General features: G+C 50.9%; 28 protein-coding genes. 22 read left to right on the forward strand and 6 right to left on the reverse strand.

Translation table 11 applies throughout. From position 1 onward, the window contains the following. Window positions 1-24 precede the first annotated feature (24 nt). The 16 genes from rpsH to SK62_RS01445 all read left to right on the forward strand — a co-directional run bounded on the left by rpsH (window position 25) and on the right by SK62_RS01445 (window position 8,130). Window positions 25-417: a 30S ribosomal protein S8 gene (rpsH, locus tag SK62_RS01370; protein ID WP_006178918.1), complete on the forward strand. Its 393-nt coding sequence runs from the start codon at window positions 25-27 to the stop codon at window positions 415-417. Between the two features lie 12 nt (window positions 418-429). Next, the gene (gene rplF / locus SK62_RS01375) at window positions 430-963 is read left to right on the forward strand and encodes a 50S ribosomal protein L6 (protein ID WP_006178917.1); all 534 of its coding nucleotides are present in this window, start codon (window positions 430-432) and stop codon (window positions 961-963) included. 9 nt (window positions 964-972) lie between these two features. Beyond that, on the forward strand, window positions 973-1,326 hold the full coding sequence (rplR, locus tag SK62_RS01380; protein WP_003863297.1) for a 50S ribosomal protein L18: 354 nt from the start codon (window positions 973-975) through the stop codon (window positions 1,324-1,326). Window positions 1,327-1,340: 14 nt separating this feature from the next. After that, window positions 1,341-1,841: a 30S ribosomal protein S5 gene (gene rpsE / locus SK62_RS01385; protein ID WP_003863299.1), complete on the forward strand. Its 501-nt coding sequence runs from the start codon at window positions 1,341-1,343 to the stop codon at window positions 1,839-1,841. A 6-nt stretch (window positions 1,842-1,847) separates the two neighbouring features. Beyond that, the gene (gene rpmD / locus SK62_RS01390) at window positions 1,848-2,027 is read left to right on the forward strand and encodes a 50S ribosomal protein L30 (protein ID WP_003863301.1); all 180 of its coding nucleotides are present in this window, start codon (window positions 1,848-1,850) and stop codon (window positions 2,025-2,027) included. Window positions 2,028-2,030: 3 nt separating this feature from the next. Then, entirely contained in the window at window positions 2,031-2,465 is a 435-nt protein-coding gene (gene rplO / locus SK62_RS01395; RefSeq protein ID WP_003863304.1) for a 50S ribosomal protein L15, read from the forward strand. Window positions 2,466-2,472: 7 nt separating this feature from the next. Next, window positions 2,473-3,804 (forward strand): preprotein translocase subunit SecY, encoded by a 1,332-nt coding sequence (gene secY, locus SK62_RS01400; protein ID WP_003863305.1) that lies wholly within the window; start codon window positions 2,473-2,475, stop codon window positions 3,802-3,804. A gap of 31 nt (window positions 3,805-3,835) precedes the next feature. Further along, window positions 3,836-3,952: a 50S ribosomal protein L36 gene (gene rpmJ, locus SK62_RS01405; protein ID WP_000868187.1), complete on the forward strand. Its 117-nt coding sequence runs from the start codon at window positions 3,836-3,838 to the stop codon at window positions 3,950-3,952. A 146-nt stretch (window positions 3,953-4,098) separates the two neighbouring features. Continuing rightward, window positions 4,099-4,455 carry a 30S ribosomal protein S13 gene (rpsM, locus tag SK62_RS01410; RefSeq protein WP_003863308.1) on the forward strand — a complete coding sequence of 119 codons (357 nt, stop codon included), beginning with the start codon at window positions 4,099-4,101 and terminating at the stop codon, window positions 4,453-4,455. 16 nt (window positions 4,456-4,471) lie between these two features. After that, window positions 4,472-4,861, forward strand: a complete 390-nt coding sequence (gene rpsK, locus SK62_RS01415; RefSeq protein ID WP_003863312.1) for a 30S ribosomal protein S11 — start codon at window positions 4,472-4,474, stop codon at window positions 4,859-4,861. Window positions 4,862-4,893: 32 nt separating this feature from the next. Next, window positions 4,894-5,514 (forward strand): 30S ribosomal protein S4, encoded by a 621-nt coding sequence (gene rpsD / locus SK62_RS01420; RefSeq protein ID WP_003863314.1) that lies wholly within the window; start codon window positions 4,894-4,896, stop codon window positions 5,512-5,514. Window positions 5,515-5,539: 25 nt separating this feature from the next. Next, on the forward strand, window positions 5,540-6,529 hold the full coding sequence (gene rpoA / locus SK62_RS01425) for a DNA-directed RNA polymerase subunit alpha (RefSeq protein WP_002919219.1): 990 nt from the start codon (window positions 5,540-5,542) through the stop codon (window positions 6,527-6,529). 40 nt (window positions 6,530-6,569) lie between these two features. Beyond that, window positions 6,570-6,953 (forward strand): 50S ribosomal protein L17, encoded by a 384-nt coding sequence (rplQ, locus tag SK62_RS01430; protein WP_001216368.1) that lies wholly within the window; start codon window positions 6,570-6,572, stop codon window positions 6,951-6,953. 107 nt (window positions 6,954-7,060) lie between these two features. Next, window positions 7,061-7,429: a DnaJ family domain-containing protein gene (locus tag SK62_RS01435; protein ID WP_023295520.1), complete on the forward strand. Its 369-nt coding sequence runs from the start codon at window positions 7,061-7,063 to the stop codon at window positions 7,427-7,429. A gap of 2 nt (window positions 7,430-7,431) precedes the next feature. Beyond that, window positions 7,432-7,857: a Zn(2+)-responsive transcriptional regulator gene (zntR, locus tag SK62_RS01440; RefSeq protein ID WP_003863328.1), complete on the forward strand. Its 426-nt coding sequence runs from the start codon at window positions 7,432-7,434 to the stop codon at window positions 7,855-7,857. Between the two features lie 57 nt (window positions 7,858-7,914). Then, complete coding sequence (locus SK62_RS01445; protein ID WP_017383729.1) at window positions 7,915-8,130, forward strand: alternative ribosome-rescue factor A; 216 nt, start codon at window positions 7,915-7,917, stop codon at window positions 8,128-8,130. Here the strand turns inward: SK62_RS01445 and mscL are convergent, their stop codons facing one another. The 5 genes from mscL to def form a co-directional block, all read right to left on the reverse strand. After that, the gene (mscL, locus tag SK62_RS01450) at window positions 8,131-8,544 is read right to left on the reverse strand and encodes a large-conductance mechanosensitive channel protein MscL (protein ID WP_003863335.1); all 414 of its coding nucleotides are present in this window, start codon (window positions 8,542-8,544) and stop codon (window positions 8,131-8,133) included. 146 nt (window positions 8,545-8,690) lie between these two features. Next, window positions 8,691-10,067 carry a Trk system potassium transporter TrkA gene (trkA, locus tag SK62_RS01455; protein ID WP_003863337.1) on the reverse strand — a complete coding sequence of 459 codons (1,377 nt, stop codon included), beginning with the start codon at window positions 10,065-10,067 and terminating at the stop codon, window positions 8,691-8,693. A 22-nt stretch (window positions 10,068-10,089) separates the two neighbouring features. Then, window positions 10,090-11,376, reverse strand: a complete 1,287-nt coding sequence (gene rsmB, locus SK62_RS01460) for a 16S rRNA (cytosine(967)-C(5))-methyltransferase RsmB (RefSeq protein ID WP_047718863.1) — start codon at window positions 11,374-11,376, stop codon at window positions 10,090-10,092. A 52-nt stretch (window positions 11,377-11,428) separates the two neighbouring features. Continuing rightward, on the reverse strand, window positions 11,429-12,376 hold the full coding sequence (gene fmt, locus SK62_RS01465) for a methionyl-tRNA formyltransferase (protein ID WP_047718856.1): 948 nt from the start codon (window positions 12,374-12,376) through the stop codon (window positions 11,429-11,431). Window positions 12,377-12,400: 24 nt separating this feature from the next. After that, window positions 12,401-12,910 (reverse strand): peptide deformylase, encoded by a 510-nt coding sequence (def, locus tag SK62_RS01470; protein WP_015571402.1) that lies wholly within the window; start codon window positions 12,908-12,910, stop codon window positions 12,401-12,403. 127 nt (window positions 12,911-13,037) lie between these two features. Here def and dprA point away from each other — a divergent pair, with 127 nt between their 5' ends. From dprA to SK62_RS01500, 6 genes are read left to right on the forward strand one after another with little or no spacing between them, the layout of a single operon-like run. Beyond that, complete coding sequence (gene dprA / locus SK62_RS01475) at window positions 13,038-14,162, forward strand: DNA-protecting protein DprA (protein WP_047718860.1); 1,125 nt, start codon at window positions 13,038-13,040, stop codon at window positions 14,160-14,162. Further along, complete coding sequence (gene smg / locus SK62_RS01480) at window positions 14,134-14,607, forward strand: DUF494 family protein Smg (protein ID WP_000460665.1); 474 nt, start codon at window positions 14,134-14,136, stop codon at window positions 14,605-14,607. The genes dprA and smg overlap by 29 nt, the downstream gene beginning before the upstream one ends. 26 nt (window positions 14,608-14,633) lie before the next feature. After that, window positions 14,634-15,188, forward strand: coding sequence for a DNA topoisomerase family protein (locus tag SK62_RS01485; protein ID WP_017383725.1), 555 nt, complete (start codon window positions 14,634-14,636; stop codon window positions 15,186-15,188). Beyond that, a complete protein-coding gene (tsaC, locus tag SK62_RS01490; RefSeq protein ID WP_017693886.1) occupies window positions 15,181-15,753 on the forward strand; it encodes an L-threonylcarbamoyladenylate synthase type 1 TsaC in 573 nt (190 codons plus the stop codon). The genes SK62_RS01485 and tsaC overlap by 8 nt, the downstream gene beginning before the upstream one ends. A gap of 4 nt (window positions 15,754-15,757) precedes the next feature. Continuing rightward, window positions 15,758-16,576, forward strand: a complete 819-nt coding sequence (aroE, locus tag SK62_RS01495) for a shikimate dehydrogenase (RefSeq protein ID WP_032104911.1) — start codon at window positions 15,758-15,760, stop codon at window positions 16,574-16,576. Continuing rightward, window positions 16,573-16,821, forward strand: a complete 249-nt coding sequence (locus tag SK62_RS01500; RefSeq protein WP_015571398.1) for a DUF1488 family protein — start codon at window positions 16,573-16,575, stop codon at window positions 16,819-16,821. The genes aroE and SK62_RS01500 overlap by 4 nt, the downstream gene beginning before the upstream one ends. Here the strand turns inward: SK62_RS01500 and SK62_RS01505 are convergent. After that, entirely contained in the window at window positions 16,797-17,351 is a 555-nt protein-coding gene (locus tag SK62_RS01505) for a gamma carbonic anhydrase family protein (RefSeq protein WP_023295516.1), read from the reverse strand. The two genes, SK62_RS01500 and SK62_RS01505, sit on opposite strands and share 25 nt — an antisense overlap. Window positions 17,352-17,745 lie beyond the last annotated feature (394 nt).

Genomic DNA, 17,745 nt, shown 5'->3' on the forward strand with positions numbered 1-17,745 from the left:
ATTGAATCACGGGAGTAAAGACAGATGAGCATGCAAGATCCGATCGCGGATATGCTGACCCGTATCCGTAACGGTCAGGCCGCGAACAAAGTTGCGGTCACCATGCCTTCCGCCAAGCTGAAAGTGGCAATTGCCAACGTGCTGAAGGAAGAAGGTTTTATCGAAGATTTTAAAGTTGAAGGCGACACCAAGCCGGAACTGGAACTTACTCTCAAGTATTTCCAGGGTAAAGCTGTTGTAGAAAGCATTCAGCGTGTCAGCCGCCCAGGCCTGCGCATCTATAAGAAAAAAGATGAGCTGCCAAAAGTAATGGCTGGTCTTGGTATCGCAGTTGTTTCTACCTCTAAAGGTGTTATGACTGATCGTGCAGCGCGCCAGGCTGGTCTTGGTGGCGAAATTATCTGCTACGTAGCCTAATCGGAGGAAAGAATGTCTCGTGTTGCTAAAGCACCGGTCGTTATTCCTGCCGGCGTTGATGTAAAAATCGACGGTCAGGTTATTACGATCAAAGGTAAAAACGGCGAGCTGACTCGTACCCTCAACAATGCTGTTGAAGTTAAACATGCAGATAACGCTCTGACCTTCGGTCCACGTGATGGTTTCGTGGATGGATGGGCTCAGGCTGGTACCGCGCGTGCCCTGCTGAACTCAATGGTTGTTGGTGTTACCGAAGGCTTCACTAAAAAGCTTCAGCTGGTTGGTGTAGGTTATCGTGCAGCTATCAAAGGGAATGCAGTAGGCCTGTCTCTGGGCTTCTCACACCCTGTTGAGCATCCGCTGCCGGCCGGTATCACTGCAGAATGCCCGACTCAGACTGAAATCGTGCTGAAAGGCGCTGATAAACAGCTGATCGGTCAGGTTGCAGCAGATCTGCGCGCCTACCGTCGTCCTGAGCCTTATAAAGGCAAGGGTGTTCGTTACGCCGACGAAGTCGTGCGTACCAAAGAGGCTAAGAAGAAGTAAGGTAACACTATGGATAAGAAATCTGCTCGTATCCGTCGTGCGACCCGCGCACGCCGCAAGCTCAAAGAGCTGGGTGCAACTCGCCTGGTGGTACATCGTACCCCGCGTCATATTTACGCACAGGTAATTGCACCGAACGGTTCTGAAGTTCTGGTAGCTGCTTCTACTGTAGAAAAAGCTATCTCAGAACAATTGAAGTATACCGGTAACAAAGACGCCGCAGCAGCTGTAGGTAAAGCTGTCGCTGAACGCGCTCTGGAAAAAGGCATCAGCAATGTTTCCTTTGACCGTTCCGGGTTCCAATATCATGGTCGTGTCCAGGCACTGGCAGATGCTGCCCGTGAAGCTGGCCTTCAGTTCTAAGGTAGAGGTGTAAGATGGCTCACATCGAAAAACAGGCTGGCGAACTGCAGGAAAAGCTGATCGCGGTAAACCGCGTATCTAAAACCGTTAAAGGTGGTCGTATTTTCTCCTTCACAGCTCTGACTGTAGTGGGTGATGGTAACGGTCGCGTTGGTTTTGGTTACGGTAAAGCGCGTGAAGTTCCAGCAGCGATCCAGAAAGCGATGGAAAAAGCCCGTCGCAATATGATTAACGTCGCGCTGAACAACGGTACCCTGCAACACCCAGTTAAAGGTGTTCACACGGGTTCTCGTGTATTCATGCAGCCAGCTTCCGAAGGTACCGGTATCATCGCCGGTGGTGCAATGCGCGCCGTTCTGGAAGTTGCTGGAGTTCATAACGTTCTGGCTAAAGCATATGGTTCCACCAACCCGATCAACGTGGTTCGTGCAACTATTGATGGCCTGGAAAATATGAATTCTCCAGAAATGGTCGCTGCCAAGCGTGGTAAATCCGTTGAAGAAATTCTGGGGTAATTGACCATGGCAAAGACTATTAAAATCACTCAAACCCGCAGTGCAATCGGTCGTCTGCCGAAACACAAGGCAACGCTGCTTGGCCTGGGTCTGCGTCGTATTGGTCATACCGTTGAGCGCGAGGATACTCCTGCTGTTCGTGGTATGGTCAACGCGGTTTACTTCATGGTTAAAGTTGAGGAGTAAGAGATGCGTTTAAATACTCTGTCTCCGGCCGAAGGCTCTAAAAAGGCGGGTAAACGCCTGGGTCGTGGTATCGGTTCTGGCCTCGGCAAAACCGGTGGTCGTGGTCACAAAGGTCAGAACTCTCGTTCTGGCGGTGGCGTACGTCGCGGTTTCGAGGGTGGCCAGATGCCACTGTACCGTCGTCTGCCGAAGTTCGGCTTCACCTCTCGCAAAGCAGCGATCACAGCGGAAATCCGTCTGTCTGACCTGGCGAAAGTTGAAGGCGGCGTTGTAGACCTGAACACGCTGAAAGCGGCTAACATTATCGGTATCCAGATCGAGTTCGCGAAAGTGATCCTGGCTGGTGAAGTTTCTACTCCGGTAACTGTTCGTGGCCTGCGTGTTACTAAAGGTGCTCGTGCTGCTATCGAAGCTGCTGGCGGTAAAATTGAGGAATAAGTAGCAGATGGCTAAGCAACCGGGATTAGATTTTCAAAGTGCCAAAGGTGGATTTGGCGAGCTGAAACGCAGACTGCTGTTTGTAATCGGCGCGCTGATTGTGTTCCGTATTGGCTCTTTTATTCCGATCCCTGGTATTGATGCCGCTGTACTTGCCAAACTGCTTGAGCAACAGCGAGGCACCATCATTGAAATGTTCAACATGTTCTCTGGTGGTGCTCTCAGCCGTGCTTCTATTTTCGCACTGGGTATTATGCCGTATATTTCGGCATCGATTATTATCCAGCTGCTGACGGTCGTTCATCCGGCCCTGGCAGAGTTGAAGAAAGAAGGGGAGTCTGGACGTCGTAAGATTAGCCAGTACACCCGTTACGGCACTCTGGTGCTGGCAATATTCCAGTCGATCGGTATTGCTACCGGTCTTCCGAATATGCCTGGTATGCAGGGCCTGGTATTAAACCCAGGCTTTGCATTCTATTTCACCGCTGTTGTAAGTCTGGTCACAGGGACCATGTTCCTGATGTGGCTCGGCGAACAGATTACTGAACGAGGTATCGGTAACGGTATCTCAATCATTATCTTCGCCGGTATCGTTGCGGGTCTCCCGCCGGCCATCGCCCATACTATCGAGCAAGCGCGTCAAGGCGACCTGCACTTCCTCCTGTTGCTGTTGGTTGCAGTATTAGTATTTGCAGTGACGTTCTTTGTTGTCTTCGTTGAACGTGGTCAACGCCGCATTGTGGTGAACTACGCTAAACGTCAGCAGGGTCGTCGTGTCTATGCTGCACAGAGCACACATTTACCGCTGAAAGTGAATATGGCGGGGGTTATCCCGGCTATCTTCGCTTCCAGTATTATTCTGTTCCCGGCAACCATCGCGTCATGGTTCGGGGGCGGTACTGGTTGGAACTGGCTGACAACAATTTCGCTGTATTTGCAGCCTGGGCAACCACTTTATGTGTTACTCTATGCGTCTGCGATCATCTTCTTCTGTTTCTTCTACACGGCGTTGGTCTTCAACCCGCGTGAAACAGCAGATAACCTGAAGAAGTCCGGTGCATTTGTACCAGGAATTCGTCCGGGAGAGCAAACGGCGAAGTATATCGATAAAGTAATGACTCGCCTGACTTTGGTTGGTGCGCTTTATATTACTTTTATCTGCCTGATCCCGGAGTTCATGCGTGATGCAATGAAAGTACCGTTCTACTTCGGTGGGACCTCACTGCTTATCGTTGTTGTCGTGATTATGGACTTTATGGCTCAAGTGCAAACTCTGATGATGTCCAGTCAGTATGAGTCTGCATTGAAGAAGGCGAACCTGAAAGGCTACGGCCGCTAACTGGTCGCCTGAGAAGTTACGGAGAGTAAAAATGAAAGTTCGTGCTTCCGTCAAGAAATTATGCCGTAACTGCAAAATCGTTAAGCGTGATGGTGTCATCCGTGTGATTTGCAGTGCCGAGCCGAAGCATAAACAGCGCCAAGGCTGATTATTTCGCATATTTTTCTTGCAAAGTTGGGTTGAGCTGGCTAGATTAGCCAGCCAATCTTTTGTATGTCTGTACGTTTCCATTTGAGTATCCTGAAAACGGGCTTTTCAGCATGGTGCGTACATATTAAATAGTAGGAGTGCATAGTGGCCCGTATAGCAGGCATTAACATTCCTGATCAGAAACATGCTGTGATCGCATTAACTTCGATCTATGGCGTCGGCAAGACCCGTTCTAAAGCCATTCTGGCTGCAGCGGGTATCGCTGAAGATGTTAAGATCAGTGAGCTGTCTGAAGAACAAATCGACACGCTGCGTGACGAAGTTGCCAAATTTGTCGTTGAAGGTGATCTGCGCCGTGAAATCAGCATGAGCATCAAGCGCCTGATGGATCTTGGTTGCTATCGCGGTTTGCGTCATCGTCGTGGTCTGCCAGTGCGCGGTCAGCGTACTAAGACCAACGCACGTACCCGTAAGGGTCCGCGCAAACCGATCAAGAAATAATCGGGGTGATTGAATAATGGCAAAGGCACCAGTTCGTGCACGTAAACGTGTAAGAAAACAAGTCTCTGACGGCGTGGCTCATATCCATGCTTCTTTCAACAACACCATCGTTACTATTACTGATCGTCAGGGTAACGCATTGGGTTGGGCAACAGCCGGTGGTTCCGGTTTCCGTGGTTCTCGCAAATCCACTCCGTTCGCAGCTCAGGTTGCAGCAGAGCGTTGCGCTGAAGCCGTAAAAGAATACGGCATCAAGAATCTGGAAGTTATGGTTAAAGGTCCGGGTCCGGGTCGTGAATCTACTGTTCGCGCTCTGAACGCCGCTGGTTTCCGCATCACGAATATTACTGATGTGACTCCGATCCCTCATAACGGTTGTCGTCCGCCGAAAAAACGTCGCGTATAACGCTCGTTTTTTAGGTTAGTTGGAGATAGAAAATGGCAAGATATTTGGGTCCTAAGCTCAAGCTGAGCCGTCGTGAGGGCACCGACTTATTCCTTAAGTCTGGCGTTCGCGCGATCGATACCAAGTGTAAAATTGAACAAGCTCCTGGCCAGCACGGTGCGCGTAAACCGCGTCTGTCTGACTATGGTGTGCAGTTGCGTGAAAAGCAAAAAGTTCGCCGTATCTACGGTGTGCTGGAGCGTCAGTTCCGTAACTACTATAAAGAAGCAGCACGTCTGAAAGGCAACACAGGTGAAAACCTGCTGGCTCTGCTGGAAGGTCGTCTGGACAACGTTGTATACCGTATGGGCTTCGGCGCGACTCGTGCTGAATCACGCCAGCTGGTTAGCCATAAAGCAATCATGGTAAACGGTCGTGTTGTTAACATCGCTTCTTATCAGGTTAAAGCGAATGACGTTGTTAGCATTCGTGAGAAAGCGAAAAAGCAATCTCGCGTGAAAGCCGCTCTGGAGCTGGCTGAGCAGCGTGAAAAGCCAACCTGGCTGGAAGTTGATGCTGGCAAGATGGAAGGTACGTTCAAGCGTCAGCCAGAACGTTCTGATCTGTCTGCGGACATTAACGAACACCTGATCGTCGAGCTTTACTCCAAGTAAAGCTTAGTACCAAAGAGAGGACACAATGCAGGGTTCTGTGACAGAGTTTCTAAAACCGCGCCTGGTAGATATCGAGCAAGTGAGTTCGACGCACGCCAAGGTGACCCTTGAGCCTTTAGAGCGTGGCTTTGGCCATACTCTGGGTAACGCACTGCGCCGTATTCTGCTCTCATCGATGCCGGGTTGCGCGGTGACCGAGGTTGAGATTGATGGTGTACTTCATGAGTACAGCACCAAAGAAGGCGTTCAGGAAGATATCCTTGAAATCCTGCTCAACCTGAAAGGGCTGGCGGTGAGAGTTCAGGGTAAAGATGAAGTTATTCTTACTCTGAATAAATCTGGCATTGGCCCTGTGACTGCAGCCGACATCACCCACGACGGTGATGTTGAAATCGTCAAGCCGCAGCACGTGATCTGCCACCTGACCGATGAGAACGCAGCTATTAGCATGCGTATCAAAGTTCAGCGCGGTCGTGGTTATGTGCCGGCTTCTGCCCGAATTCATTCGGAAGAAGATGAGCGCCCAATCGGCCGTCTGCTGGTCGACGCATGTTACAGCCCTGTAGAGCGTATTGCCTACAATGTTGAAGCAGCGCGTGTAGAACAGCGTACCGACCTGGACAAGCTGGTCATCGAAATGGAAACCAATGGCACAATCGATCCTGAAGAGGCGATTCGTCGTGCGGCAACCATCCTGGCAGAACAACTGGAAGCTTTCGTTGACTTACGTGATGTACGTCAGCCGGAAGTGAAAGAAGAGAAACCAGAATTCGATCCGATCCTGCTGCGCCCTGTTGACGATCTGGAATTGACTGTCCGCTCTGCTAACTGCCTCAAGGCAGAAGCTATCCACTATATCGGTGATCTGGTACAGCGTACCGAGGTTGAGTTGCTGAAAACGCCGAACCTGGGTAAAAAATCTCTTACCGAGATTAAAGACGTGCTGGCTTCACGTGGTCTGTCTCTGGGCATGCGCCTGGAAAACTGGCCACCGGCAAGCATTGCTGACGAGTAACCGGATCACAGGTTAAGGTTTTACTGAGAAGGATAAGGTCATGCGCCATCGTAAGAGTGGTCGTCAACTGAACCGCAACAGCAGCCATCGCCAGGCTATGTTCCGCAACATGGCAGGTTCACTGGTTCGTCATGAAATCATCAAGACGACCCTGCCTAAAGCGAAAGAGCTGCGTCGCGTAGTTGAGCCGCTGATTACTCTTGCCAAGACTGACAGCGTTGCTAATCGTCGTCTGGCATTCGCCCGTACTCGTGATAACGAGATCGTGGCAAAACTGTTTAACGAACTGGGCCCGCGTTTCGCGAGCCGTGCCGGTGGTTACACTCGCATTCTGAAGTGTGGCTTCCGTGCAGGCGACAACGCGCCGATGGCTTACATCGAGCTGGTTGATCGTTCAGAGAAAGCAGAAGCTGCTGCAGAGTAATCTGTAGTAACGTAAAAAAACCCGCCTCGGCGGGTTTTTTTATATCCGCAGAATCTCCACTTATCTACAATGTCTGTATCTTTTCTGCTCACCCCCTGGAGTTCATTATGTGGTTGCTCGATCAGTGGGCTGAACGCCATATTTGCGATGCCCAAAACAAAGGCGAGTTCGAAAATCTTCCCGGTAGCGGTGAGCCGCTGATTCTGGACGATGATTCACATATTCCCCCTGAATTACGGGCCGGTTATCGCTTACTGAAAAACGCAGGTTGTTTACCGCCTGAACTTCAGCAACGCAATGAAGCCGTCGAGCTTGCCGATCTGCTTAAAGGCATTCATAAGAATGACCCGCGGTACTCCGAAATCAGTCGTCGGTTGGCGCTCATCGAGCTAAAACTGCGCCAGACGGGAATGAATACTGACTTTTTGCATGGCGAGTACAGTGAAAGGTTAATGCAAAAAATAAACGAGGAGTAGCCATGTACCGCATAGGTGAACTTGCGAAGCTTGCTAACGTAACGCCGGATACTATCCGCTACTACGAAAAGCAGCAGATGATCGATCATGAGGTCAGAACGGAAGGTGGATTTCGCCTTTATACGGATAACGACCTGCAACGCCTTCGTTTTATCCGCTATGCACGGCAACTCGGCTTCACGCTGGAGTCGATCCGTGAACTGCTGTCGATCCGTATCGATCCTGAACATCATACGTGTCAGGAATCTAAAAGCATCGTTCAGGCCCGGCTGGATGAAGTTGAAGGACGCATTCAGGAGCTGCAAGCCATGCAGCGATCTCTGCAAAGGTTAAATGACGCGTGCTGCGGTACCGCTCATAGCAGTGTTTATTGCTCAATACTGGAAGCTCTTGAACAGGGCGCCAGTAGTGAAACTCAGGGTTGTTGATTTTTTATCAGCCAGGGACTAGACTCCCGCCGACATTAACTATGCTCAGGAGAAATGATGAGCCGCTATCAGCATACGAAGGGACAAATTAAGGATAACGCCATTGAGGCATTGCTTCACGACCCGCTTTTCAGACAGCGTGTTGAGAAGAACAAGAAAGGAAAAGGGAGTTATTTACGTAAAGGTAAACATGCACAACGGGGTAACTGGGAGGCCAGTGGCAAGCAAGCTAATCGCTTTTTTACCACTGGCCTTTCTGTTTCTGTCGCCTGATTAAACGCGGTTGTTCTGCTCTTTTAACAGATCGCGAATTTCAGTCAGTAAGACTTCTTCTTTAGTTGGTGCTGGCGGGGCAGCAGCCGGTTCTTCTTTTTTACGGTTAAGTCTGTTGATAAGTTTGATCGCCATGAAAATGGCAAATGCCACGATCACGAAATCAAATACGTTCTGAATGAATACGCCATAGTGCATTACAACCGCAGGGATATCGCCCTGAGCCTCCCGAAGGGTGAAGGCGAACTGTTTGAAATCAATGCCTCCAATCAACAGTCCTAACGGCGGCATAATAATGTCGGCGACTAATGATGAAACGATCTTACCGAACGCCGCACCAATAATGACACCCACAGCCAAATCCACCACATTCCCGCGCATCGCAAATTCGCGAAACTCTTTAATAAAACTCATTATGTTCTCCTTGTGCCAGCTGACGCCTATAAGTTTAACAAATGATTAGCTAATTGCCATTGGGGATAAATAATCGTTATGAAAAATAAAAGGCATGAAAATTAGAAGGTTAATATTTGGGTGCTCTCGTCTGAGCACCCAAATCATTACAGGAAGAACGGGCTTGGCTGGAATAAACGCTCGACGTCGGTAATAAATTTTTTATCGGTCAGGAACATAATAACGTGGTCACCCTGCTCAATACGTAAATTATCATTGGCGATCATGACATCGTTACCTCGTACTACGGCGCCGATAATGGTGCCTGGTGGAAGTTTAATTTCGTCGATCGCGCGACCAACAACGCGCGACGTCGTTTCATCCCCATGAGCGACGGCTTCAATGGCTTCAGCAACACCACGACGAAGAGACGACACGCCGACAATATCCGCTTTACGTACATGGCTTAGCAGGGCAGAAATGGTGGCTTGCTGAGGCGAAATAGCAATATCAATTACGCTACCCTGTACCAGGTCGACATAAGCCTTACGCTGGATAAGCACCATTACTTTTTTCGCCCCCATACGTTTAGCGAGCATGGCGGACATAATATTCGCTTCGTCGTCGTTGGTGACGGCAATAAAAAGATCAACCTGATCGATATGCTCTTCGGCCAGCAATTCCTGATCCGAAGCATCGCCATAAAACACGATAGTATTCTGAAGCTTTTCAGCCAGCTCCGACGCGCGCTGTTGATCTCGTTCGATCAGCTTCACGCTGTAGTCTTTTTCCAGCCGTCTCGCCAGACCTGCGCCAATATTACCGCCGCCAACCAGCATAATACGTTTATACGGTTTTTCGAGACGCTGAAGTTCACTCATCACCGCACGGATATGCTGAGAAGCCGCAATAAAGAAGACTTCATCCCCGGCTTCGACAATGGTGGACCCTTGCGGACGAATAGGTCTGTCGTGACGGAAAATCGCCGCAACACGCGTATCGATATGTGGCATATGCTCGCGCATTGTCGACAGGGCATTACCAATCAGCGGGCCGCCGTAATAAGCCTTCACAACCGCCAGGCTTACTTTTCCTTCCGCAAAGTTCACAACCTGCAACGCGCCCGGGTACTCAATCAGACGATAAATACTGTCGATAACCAGCTGTTCAGGGGCAATAAGATGGTCGATAGGTACTGCTTCGGAATTAAACAGCTTTTCCGCATCCCGGACATAGTCCGGGGAGCGAATGCGGGCGATGCGGTTCGGTGTGTTGAAAAGCGAGTAGGCCACCTGACATGCAACCATGTTGGTTTCATCAGAACTGGTTACTGCAACCAGCATGTCGGCATCGTCCGCGCCCGCCTCCCGAAGCACTCGTGGGTGAGAGCCGTGCCCCTGTACAACACGAAGATCAAACTTGTCCTGCAAAACGCGCAGGCGATCGCCATTGGTATCCACAATGGTGATATCGTTGTTTTCGCCCACGAGATTTTCCGCCAGCGTTCCGCCAACTTGCCCTGCGCCCAGAATGATAATTTTCATCTTTCGTGACCTGTTCTCAACATCACTCTTTGATTAGCTTAGCGTAAAAGAAACCATCACCCTCTTCTGCGCCCGGCAGGTTTTGCAGACCCGGGTGCTCAGGTGTTCCCGTATCATGCAGCGTAGCGTCCGGGGTGCGTTTCAGGAAGGCCGCAATTTGCTGACGGTTCTCTTCCGGGAGAACAGAGCAGGTTGCATACACCAGGGTTCCGCCGGGTTTGAGATGCGGCCAGATGGCATCCAGAATTTCGGATTGCAACTGGGCAAGCTCCTTGATATCACGATCGCGACGCAGCCATTTGATATCGGGATGACGACGAATCACGCCGGTTGCAGAGCAAGGGGCGTCCAGCAAAATACGATCGAACCGGGTATCACCACACCAGTCTGCGGGTTTACGTCCATCGCCTTGCTTAACCTGTGCTTTCATACCCAGACGCTTGAGGTTGTCATAGACGCGTGAAAGACGCTGCTCATCAACATCCACGGCCATCACGCTGGCCTGCGGCGCCACTTCCAGAATATGCGTTGTTTTCCCCCCTGGCGCTGCACAGAGATCAAGGATCTGCTCCCCGTCTTTCGGTTCAAGCCAGGTCATGCAGCCCTGAGCGGATGCGTCCTGTACCGTTACCCAGCCCTCTTCAAAACCGGGTAATGCATGTACCGGTGCAGGGGAGGCTAAACGAACCGCATCAGGATAAGCAGCGTGTGTGAAGCCGCTCATTCCGGCCTCTTCCAGCAGGGCCAGCCATGCGTCGCGGGTATGATGGTTACGATTGACGCGTAACCACATCGGCGGACGTTGGTTATTGGCATCCACAATGTCTTGCCATTGCTGTGGGTAGGCTTTTTTAAGGCGATTCAGCAGCCATTCAGGGTGCAGGAAGCGCGCTTCGCTTTGCGCAAATTCTGCCAGCAGTTCGTCCTGCTGACGCTGGAACTGACGCAGCACGCCGTTAATCAACCCTTTCAGTTGAGGACGTTTAATCGAAACGGCACCCTCCACTGTCTCAGCCAGCGCAGCATGAGGTGGAATGCGGGTATGAAGAAGCTGGTAGAAACCGACCATGATCAAATAATGCACGGTACGCTGCTTGCCGCTCATCGGGCGTGACATCAGCTTATTAATTAACCATTCAAGCTGAGAGAGGGTGCGCAGCACGCCAAAGCACAGCTCCTGAAGCAGTGCTTTGTCTTTATCGGAAACCTTTTGTTGCAGTGGAGGCAGGACATTACTCAGTGACTGGCCCTGCTCGATAACCTGCTCAACGGCCTGAGCCGCCATAGTGCGTAGATTTTGTCTTTTCATAACCGTAAAAATAAAAATGCCCGGAAACACCGGGCCTTAAGAGTAAATTTGTTCAGGCAAGGCGATTGCCAGGGATGAACCATTCACGACGGGAATTTAATAGATCCTGCGCGCTCATTGCCTTTTTACCGGCCGGTTGCAGCGATTCAAGATTCAGGATCCCTTCTCCGGTCGCAACCTGGATACCGTTTTTGCTGGCGTCGATAATCGTACCGGGCTCTGCCGAAGTATTGCCGTTAATAACTGAAGCTTTCCAGACTTTCACTGGCTGCTCATCAATCATCAACCAGCTCATCGGCCATGGATTAAAGGCGCGGATACAGCGTTCGAGTTGAGCTGCTGACAGGGACCAGTCGATCCGGGCTTCTTCTTTACTCAGTTTTTCAGCATAGGTCACCTGTGCCTCATCCTGCACTTCAGGTGACGCTGTATTGTCAGCAAGCTGTTGCAACGTCTCAATCAGCCCCTGCGGACCGAGATCCGCCAGCTTGTCATACAGCGTGGCGCTGGTATCTTCTGCGGTAATGGGACACGCCAGTTTATACAGCATGTCGCCCGTGTCTAAACCTACGTCCATCTTCATGATTGTCACGCCAGTTTCAGCATCGCCTGCCCACAGAGCGCGCTGAATAGGGGCTGCACCACGCCAGCGTGGGAGCAAGGAACCATGAACGTTAACACAGCCCAGGCGGGGCATATCGAGTACCGCTTTCGGCAGAATGAGGCCGTAAGCCACAACTACCATCACGTCAGCGTTCAGGTCTGCCACTAACTGCTGGTTTTCCTGAGGTCGTAATGATGCAGGCTGGAAAAGCGGCAAACCATGCGTTTCTGCCAGCACTTTAACCGGGCCAGGCATCAATTTTTTACCGCGGCCAGCCGGACGATCAGGCTGAGTAAATACGCCAACAATCTGATGACCAGACGATAGCAGCGCGTCGAGATGACGCGCCGCAAAATCAGGGGTACCCGCGAAGATTATACGTAGTGATGTAGACACGTTATTCCTTGTATCCGGGGGGCGTTAAGCGCGAGAACGCAAACGATCCAGTTTCTCAACTTTCTGACGAATACGCTGTTGCTTCAGCGGTGAGAGGTAATCGATAAACAGCTTACCGACCAGGTGATCCATCTCATGCTGAATACAAATCGCCAGCAGATCGTCGGCTTCCAGCTCAAACGGATTGCCGTCACGATCCAGTGCGCGGATTTTAACTTTTTCGGCACGTGGCACCAAAGCGCGCTGTTCAGGGATAGACAGACAGCCTTCCTCAATACCTGTTTCGCCGCTTTTTTCCAGCATCTCAGGGTTGATCAGCACCAGGCGCTCATCACGATTTTCAGAAACGTCGATCACAATAATACGTTTGTGAATGTCTACCTGGGTTGCGGCAAGGCCAATGCCTTCTTCAGCGTACATGGTATCGAACATATCATCGACGATACGCTGAATTTCTGCATTCACTTCTTTAACCGGTTCCGCGACGATGCGAAGGCGCTCGTCAGGAATATGTAACACTTGCAAAACTGCCATAAATTTCCAGAGTCGTGTTCAGGAGTTGATAAGAATATTACTTCTATTCTAGACAAATCCCCGGTCGATTGACAGCATCAGTGACCAATCGCAAAGATTGCTGAGGCTGCTTATGGCAGGGAAAAGGATGACGTCCACAGAGATATGGTTACGGCTTATAAACATCGGGTCGTTATACGGTGACGCGATGCTGGAGATTGCGCAGAGGCTGCTTCGCCAGGCAACCGTCGATGCTGAAGCTGTCAACGCGTCAGGGCTTTCGCCCAAACATGCCGTAAAGTTTTTTTCGTTCAGTGAGAGTGAGCTTGAACGTAGTCTGGAATGGCTGGAACACACCGACAACCACCTTCTCACAGCGGATGATCCTCGCTTTCCGCCATTGTTACGTTCTATACCTGATTTTCCCGGGGCGCTATTTGTGCGAGGCCGCGTTGACGTGCTTAATAGCATGCAGCTTGCGGTTGTGGGCAGCCGTGCGCCCTCGTGGTATGGCGAGCGGTGGGGGAAAATGCTGAGTGAACAGCTGTCCCAATGTGGCTTTACGATCACCAGTGGCCTGGCTTGCGGCATCGATGGTGTGGCACATCATGCGGCGTTGTCAGCAAAAGGGCGAAGTGTCGCCGTGCTTGGCAATGGTCTTTTTAGTCTCTATCCGCGTCGTCATCACACTCTGGCTGAGCAACTTATCGCTTCAGAGGGGGCGATAGTGTCTGAGTTTTCACTTTCGGCATCGCCCAGACCGGGTAACTTTCCACGGCGTAACCGGATCATCAGTGGGTTAAGCCAGGGCGTGCTGGTGGTCGAAGCTGCGATTCGGAGTGGATCGCTGGTTACCGCAAGGTGCGCACTGGAGCAGGGGCGTGAAGTTTTTGCGCTACCCGGCCCGTTGGGGAACCCTGGCTGCGAAGGCCCTCACTGGCTGATAAAACAGGGGGCGACGCTGGTGACCTGTAAAGAGGATATCCTGGAAAATTTGCAATATGGATTGCATTGGTTGCAGGATGATCTCCAAAAGCGACATATTTCATCGGATCAGGAGGCAGTAGCATTGCCATTTCCCAAGCTCCTGGCTAACGTAGGAGATGAGGTAACACCTGTTGACGTTGTCGCTGAACGTGCCGGCCAACCTGTGCCAGTAACGGTAGCACAGCTACTCGAACTGGAGTTAGCAGGGTGGATCGCAGCTGTACCCGGCGGCTATGTCCGATTAAGGAGGGCATGCCATGTTCGACGTACTGATGTATTTGTTTGAGACTTACATCCACAACGAAGCAGAAATGCAGGTGGATCAGGACAAATTAACACGGGATCTGACCGACGCAGGTTTTGAGCGGGAAGATATTTATAATGCGTTGATGTGGCTGGATAAGTTGGCTGATTATCAGGACGGCCTCGCCGAACCGATGCAGCTTGCTTCTGACCCATTGTCTGTGCGCATCTATACAGCTGAAGAGTGTGAAAGGCTGGATGCCAGCTGCCGGGGATTCATTTTATTCCTTGAGCAGATTCAGGTGCTAAACCTCGAAACGAGAGAGATGGTGATAGAGCGCGTCATGGCGCTGGATACTGCTGAATTTGAACTGGAAGATCTCAAATGGGTGATCCTGATGGTTCTGTTCAACATCCCAGGCTGTGAAAATGCCTATCAGCAAATGGAAGAATTACTCTTTGAAGTGAATGAAGGTATGCTGCATTAATTCTATGTGCAGCAACAAGAGTTGTTATGGCCAAATCAGCACTCTTCACGGTGCATAAAAACGAGCCCTGCCCACAGTGTGGGGCTGAACTTGTTATTCGGTCCGGGAAACACGGTCCGTTTCTCGGTTGTTCACACTATCCGGAATGTGATTATGTCCGTCCCCTGAAAAGCCAGGCGGACGGACATATCGTCAAAATTCTGGAGGGACAGCTTTGTCCACTCTGTGGCGGCGAACTGGCGCTGCGGCAGGGGCGGTTCGGGATGTTTATCGGATGCAGCCGCTATCCGGAATGTGAACATACGGAACAAATTGATAAACCAGATGAAACGGCAATTGCCTGCCCTCAGTGCCAGCGTGGTCAATTGGTGCAGCGCCGCTCTCGTTATGGCAAGACCTTCCATTCGTGCGATCGCTATCCTGAATGCCAGTTCGTTATCAATTTCAAACCAGTAGCGGGCGTCTGCCCTCATTGCGATTATCCGTTACTTATAGAAAAGAAAACCGCGCAAGGCTTGAAACGCTTTTGCGCCAGTAAACAATGTGGAAAGCCGGTTTCGGCGGATCAAATCAGTGAATAATAACCTGCCATCAGGCTCCATCGCGCAGGCGGTGGACATCCTGAAAAAAGAAGAAGTCATCGCCTATCCAACAGAAGCCGTTTTCGGGGTCGGGTGCGATCCTGACAGCGAAGTCGCCGTTAACCGTCTGCTGGCGCTAAAACAGCGGCCTGTCGAAAAAGGATTGATTTTGATCGCTGCGAACTACGAGCAGCTTAAGCCTTATATTGATGATTCCATGCTGACGCCTGCACAGCGGGAAACCATTTTCTCTGTGTGGCCAGGTCCCGTTACGTTTGTCTTTCCTGCACAACCGACAACGCCGCGCTGGTTAACCGGGCGTTTCGATTCACTCGCGGTACGCGTTACCGACCATCCCTTGGTGGTGGAGTTATGCCAGGCATTTGGTAAACCCCTGGTTTCAACCAGCGCCAACCTGACCGGGCTTCCCCCTTGTCGGACAACAGAAGAAGTTCTGGCGCAGTTCGGGAATGATTTCCCTGTAGCCGTGGGTGAAACCGGGGGTCGTCTTAACCCGTCAGAAATTCGCGATGCCTTGACCGGCGAACGTTTTCGCCAGGGATAATGTTATGGAAACCTATGCTGTTTTTGGTAACCCGATCGCCCACAGCAAGTCGCCTCTGATCCATCAGCTGTTTGCAGAGCAATTGCAGATAGATCACCCGTATGGTCGGGTTCTTGCGCCTGTTGATGCATTTATACCGACGCTGAATAGCTTTTTTGATGCGGGTGGTAAAGGTGCGAACGTCACGGTGCCTTTTAAAGAAGAGGCTTTCGGGCGTGCGGATGAGCTGACCGAGCGTGCCTCGCTCGCTGGTGCCGTCAATACCCTTAAGCGGCTTGAAGATGGTCGCCTTCTTGGCGATAACACCGATGGCATAGGTTTACTCAGCGATCTGGAGCGATTGTCGTTTATTAAACCAGGCTTTCGGATCCTGCTGATCGGCGCGGGTGGCGCGTCGCGCGGCGTATTGCTTCCTCTTCTTTCGCTGGATTGTGCGGTGACAATCACCAACCGTACCTTCTCCAGAGCAGAAGAGCTGGCGGCGTTGTTCGCACACACAGGCAGCGTAACTGCGGTAGCACTTGACGATCTCGCGAGTCACGAATTTGATCTTGTGATTAATGCCACCTCAAGCGGTATTAATGGAGAGATCCCGGCGATTCCTGCATCCCTGGTTCATTCCCACATCTACGCCTATGACATGTTTTATCAAAAAGGGAAAACGCCATTTCTGACCTGGTGTGAACAACAGGGGGCAAAACACGTGGCTGATGGTCTGGGCATGCTGGTGGGGCAGGCGGCTCATGCGGTGCTACTCTGGCATGGCGTGTTACCTGCTGTAGAACCGGTGATCGAAAAGCTGAAACAGGAACTGATGGCATGAATCAGGCGATTCATTTTCCCGACAGAGAAATCTGGGATGAAAATAAGCAAGCGGTTTGTTTCCCGGTGCTGGTGCATGGAATGCAGCTCACCTGTGCGATTAAAGGGGAGACGTTGCATCAGCGCTTTGGTGGTTCAGATCCGTTAGCGGTCTTTTGCGAAAATCGCTGGGATCTGGAAGAGGAAGCCAGCGATTTGATCCGCGATCAGCAGGAAGACGATCAGGGTTGGGTCTGGTTATCCTGATCCAGATAGTCATTCTTCCATTTAACGTAATTGTTCGCTGAGTATTTCAATCCTTCGATCTCCGCCTCTTTTAGGGGGCGGATCTGTTTAACCGGACTGCCTAAATAGAGATAGCCACTTTCCAGACGTTTGTTTTGCGGAACAAGGCTTCCTGCGCCAATCATTACGTCATCTTCTACTATGACGCCATCCAGCAAAATCGATCCCATCCCAACGAGCACCCTGTTACCGATTGTGCAGCCGTGGAGCATCACTTTATGACCAACGGTGACATCTTCCCCAATGATGAGCGGATTGCCCTCAGGGTTATAAGATGACTTATGAGTCACATGCAGCACGCTGCCGTCCTGAATATTGGTGCGTGCACCGATCGCAACGTAGTTAACATCGCCCCGGATCGCGACGAGTGGCCAGATGCTGACATCCTCGGCCATGCGAACATCACCAATGACCACGCTGCTGGTATCGATCATCACGCGATCGCCTTTTTGGGGGAACAGATCTTTATAAGGACGTAATACTGCAAACATATCTACCTCGATACAGATGAGCGCTATTAAAGAAGACTTTGATCGTATTCCTGGATCGAGGCAAGGCAAAATGCGTCAATTTTTAAGCGGATCGGGTGGGTTTTCAGCGAAAAGAACGGAAAATCATCAGTTGGAAAAAAAGATCTAAAAAATACTTGTGCTAAAAACTGGGATCCCTATAATGCGCCTCCATCGACACGGCGGATATGAATCACTTCACAGATAACCCGGTCGGTTGAAGAGAAAAAATCCTGAAATAACGGGTTGACTCTGAAAGAGGAAAGCGTAATATACGCCACCTCGCGACAGAGCGCCGAAGCGCGTCGCAACTGCTCTTTAACAATTTATCAGACAATCTGTGTGGGCACTCAAAGTGACATGGATTCTTAATGTC

Origin of the sequence: Enterobacter sp. BIDMC109, from assembly GCF_001037885.1 — a bacterium.
Taxonomy (GTDB): domain Bacteria; phylum Pseudomonadota; class Gammaproteobacteria; order Enterobacterales; family Enterobacteriaceae; genus Enterobacter; species Enterobacter hormaechei_C.

Coding starts and splice junctions, on each gene's coding strand:
- rpsH (WP_006178918.1), top strand. CDS start 25: ATGAGCATGCAAGATCCGATCGCGGATATGCTGACCCGTATCCGTAAC.
- rplF (WP_006178917.1), top strand. CDS start 430: ATGTCTCGTGTTGCTAAAGCACCGGTCGTTATTCCTGCCGGCGTTGAT.
- rplR (WP_003863297.1), top strand. CDS start 973: ATGGATAAGAAATCTGCTCGTATCCGTCGTGCGACCCGCGCACGCCGC.
- rpsE (WP_003863299.1), top strand. CDS start 1,341: ATGGCTCACATCGAAAAACAGGCTGGCGAACTGCAGGAAAAGCTGATC.
- rpmD (WP_003863301.1), top strand. CDS start 1,848: ATGGCAAAGACTATTAAAATCACTCAAACCCGCAGTGCAATCGGTCGT.
- rplO (WP_003863304.1), top strand. CDS start 2,031: ATGCGTTTAAATACTCTGTCTCCGGCCGAAGGCTCTAAAAAGGCGGGT.
- secY (WP_003863305.1), top strand. CDS start 2,473: ATGGCTAAGCAACCGGGATTAGATTTTCAAAGTGCCAAAGGTGGATTT.
- rpmJ (WP_000868187.1), top strand. CDS start 3,836: ATGAAAGTTCGTGCTTCCGTCAAGAAATTATGCCGTAACTGCAAAATC.
- rpsK (WP_003863312.1), top strand. CDS start 4,472: ATGGCAAAGGCACCAGTTCGTGCACGTAAACGTGTAAGAAAACAAGTC.
- rpsD (WP_003863314.1), top strand. CDS start 4,894: ATGGCAAGATATTTGGGTCCTAAGCTCAAGCTGAGCCGTCGTGAGGGC.
- rpoA (WP_002919219.1), top strand. CDS start 5,540: ATGCAGGGTTCTGTGACAGAGTTTCTAAAACCGCGCCTGGTAGATATC.
- rplQ (WP_001216368.1), top strand. CDS start 6,570: ATGCGCCATCGTAAGAGTGGTCGTCAACTGAACCGCAACAGCAGCCAT.
- SK62_RS01435 (WP_023295520.1), top strand. CDS start 7,061: ATGTGGTTGCTCGATCAGTGGGCTGAACGCCATATTTGCGATGCCCAA.
- zntR (WP_003863328.1), top strand. CDS start 7,432: ATGTACCGCATAGGTGAACTTGCGAAGCTTGCTAACGTAACGCCGGAT.
- SK62_RS01445 (WP_017383729.1), top strand. CDS start 7,915: ATGAGCCGCTATCAGCATACGAAGGGACAAATTAAGGATAACGCCATT.
- mscL (WP_003863335.1), bottom strand. CDS start 8,544: ATGAGTTTTATTAAAGAGTTTCGCGAATTTGCGATGCGCGGGAATGTG.
- trkA (WP_003863337.1), bottom strand. CDS start 10,067: ATGAAAATTATCATTCTGGGCGCAGGGCAAGTTGGCGGAACGCTGGCG.
- rsmB (WP_047718863.1), bottom strand. CDS start 11,376: ATGAAAAGACAAAATCTACGCACTATGGCGGCTCAGGCCGTTGAGCAG.
- def (WP_015571402.1), bottom strand. CDS start 12,910: ATGGCAGTTTTGCAAGTGTTACATATTCCTGACGAGCGCCTTCGCATC.
- dprA (WP_047718860.1), top strand. CDS start 13,038: ATGACGTCCACAGAGATATGGTTACGGCTTATAAACATCGGGTCGTTA.
- smg (WP_000460665.1), top strand. CDS start 14,134: ATGTTCGACGTACTGATGTATTTGTTTGAGACTTACATCCACAACGAA.
- SK62_RS01485 (WP_017383725.1), top strand. CDS start 14,634: ATGGCCAAATCAGCACTCTTCACGGTGCATAAAAACGAGCCCTGCCCA.
- aroE (WP_032104911.1), top strand. CDS start 15,758: ATGGAAACCTATGCTGTTTTTGGTAACCCGATCGCCCACAGCAAGTCG.
- SK62_RS01500 (WP_015571398.1), top strand. CDS start 16,573: ATGAATCAGGCGATTCATTTTCCCGACAGAGAAATCTGGGATGAAAAT.
- SK62_RS01505 (WP_023295516.1), bottom strand. CDS start 17,351: ATGTTTGCAGTATTACGTCCTTATAAAGATCTGTTCCCCCAAAAAGGC.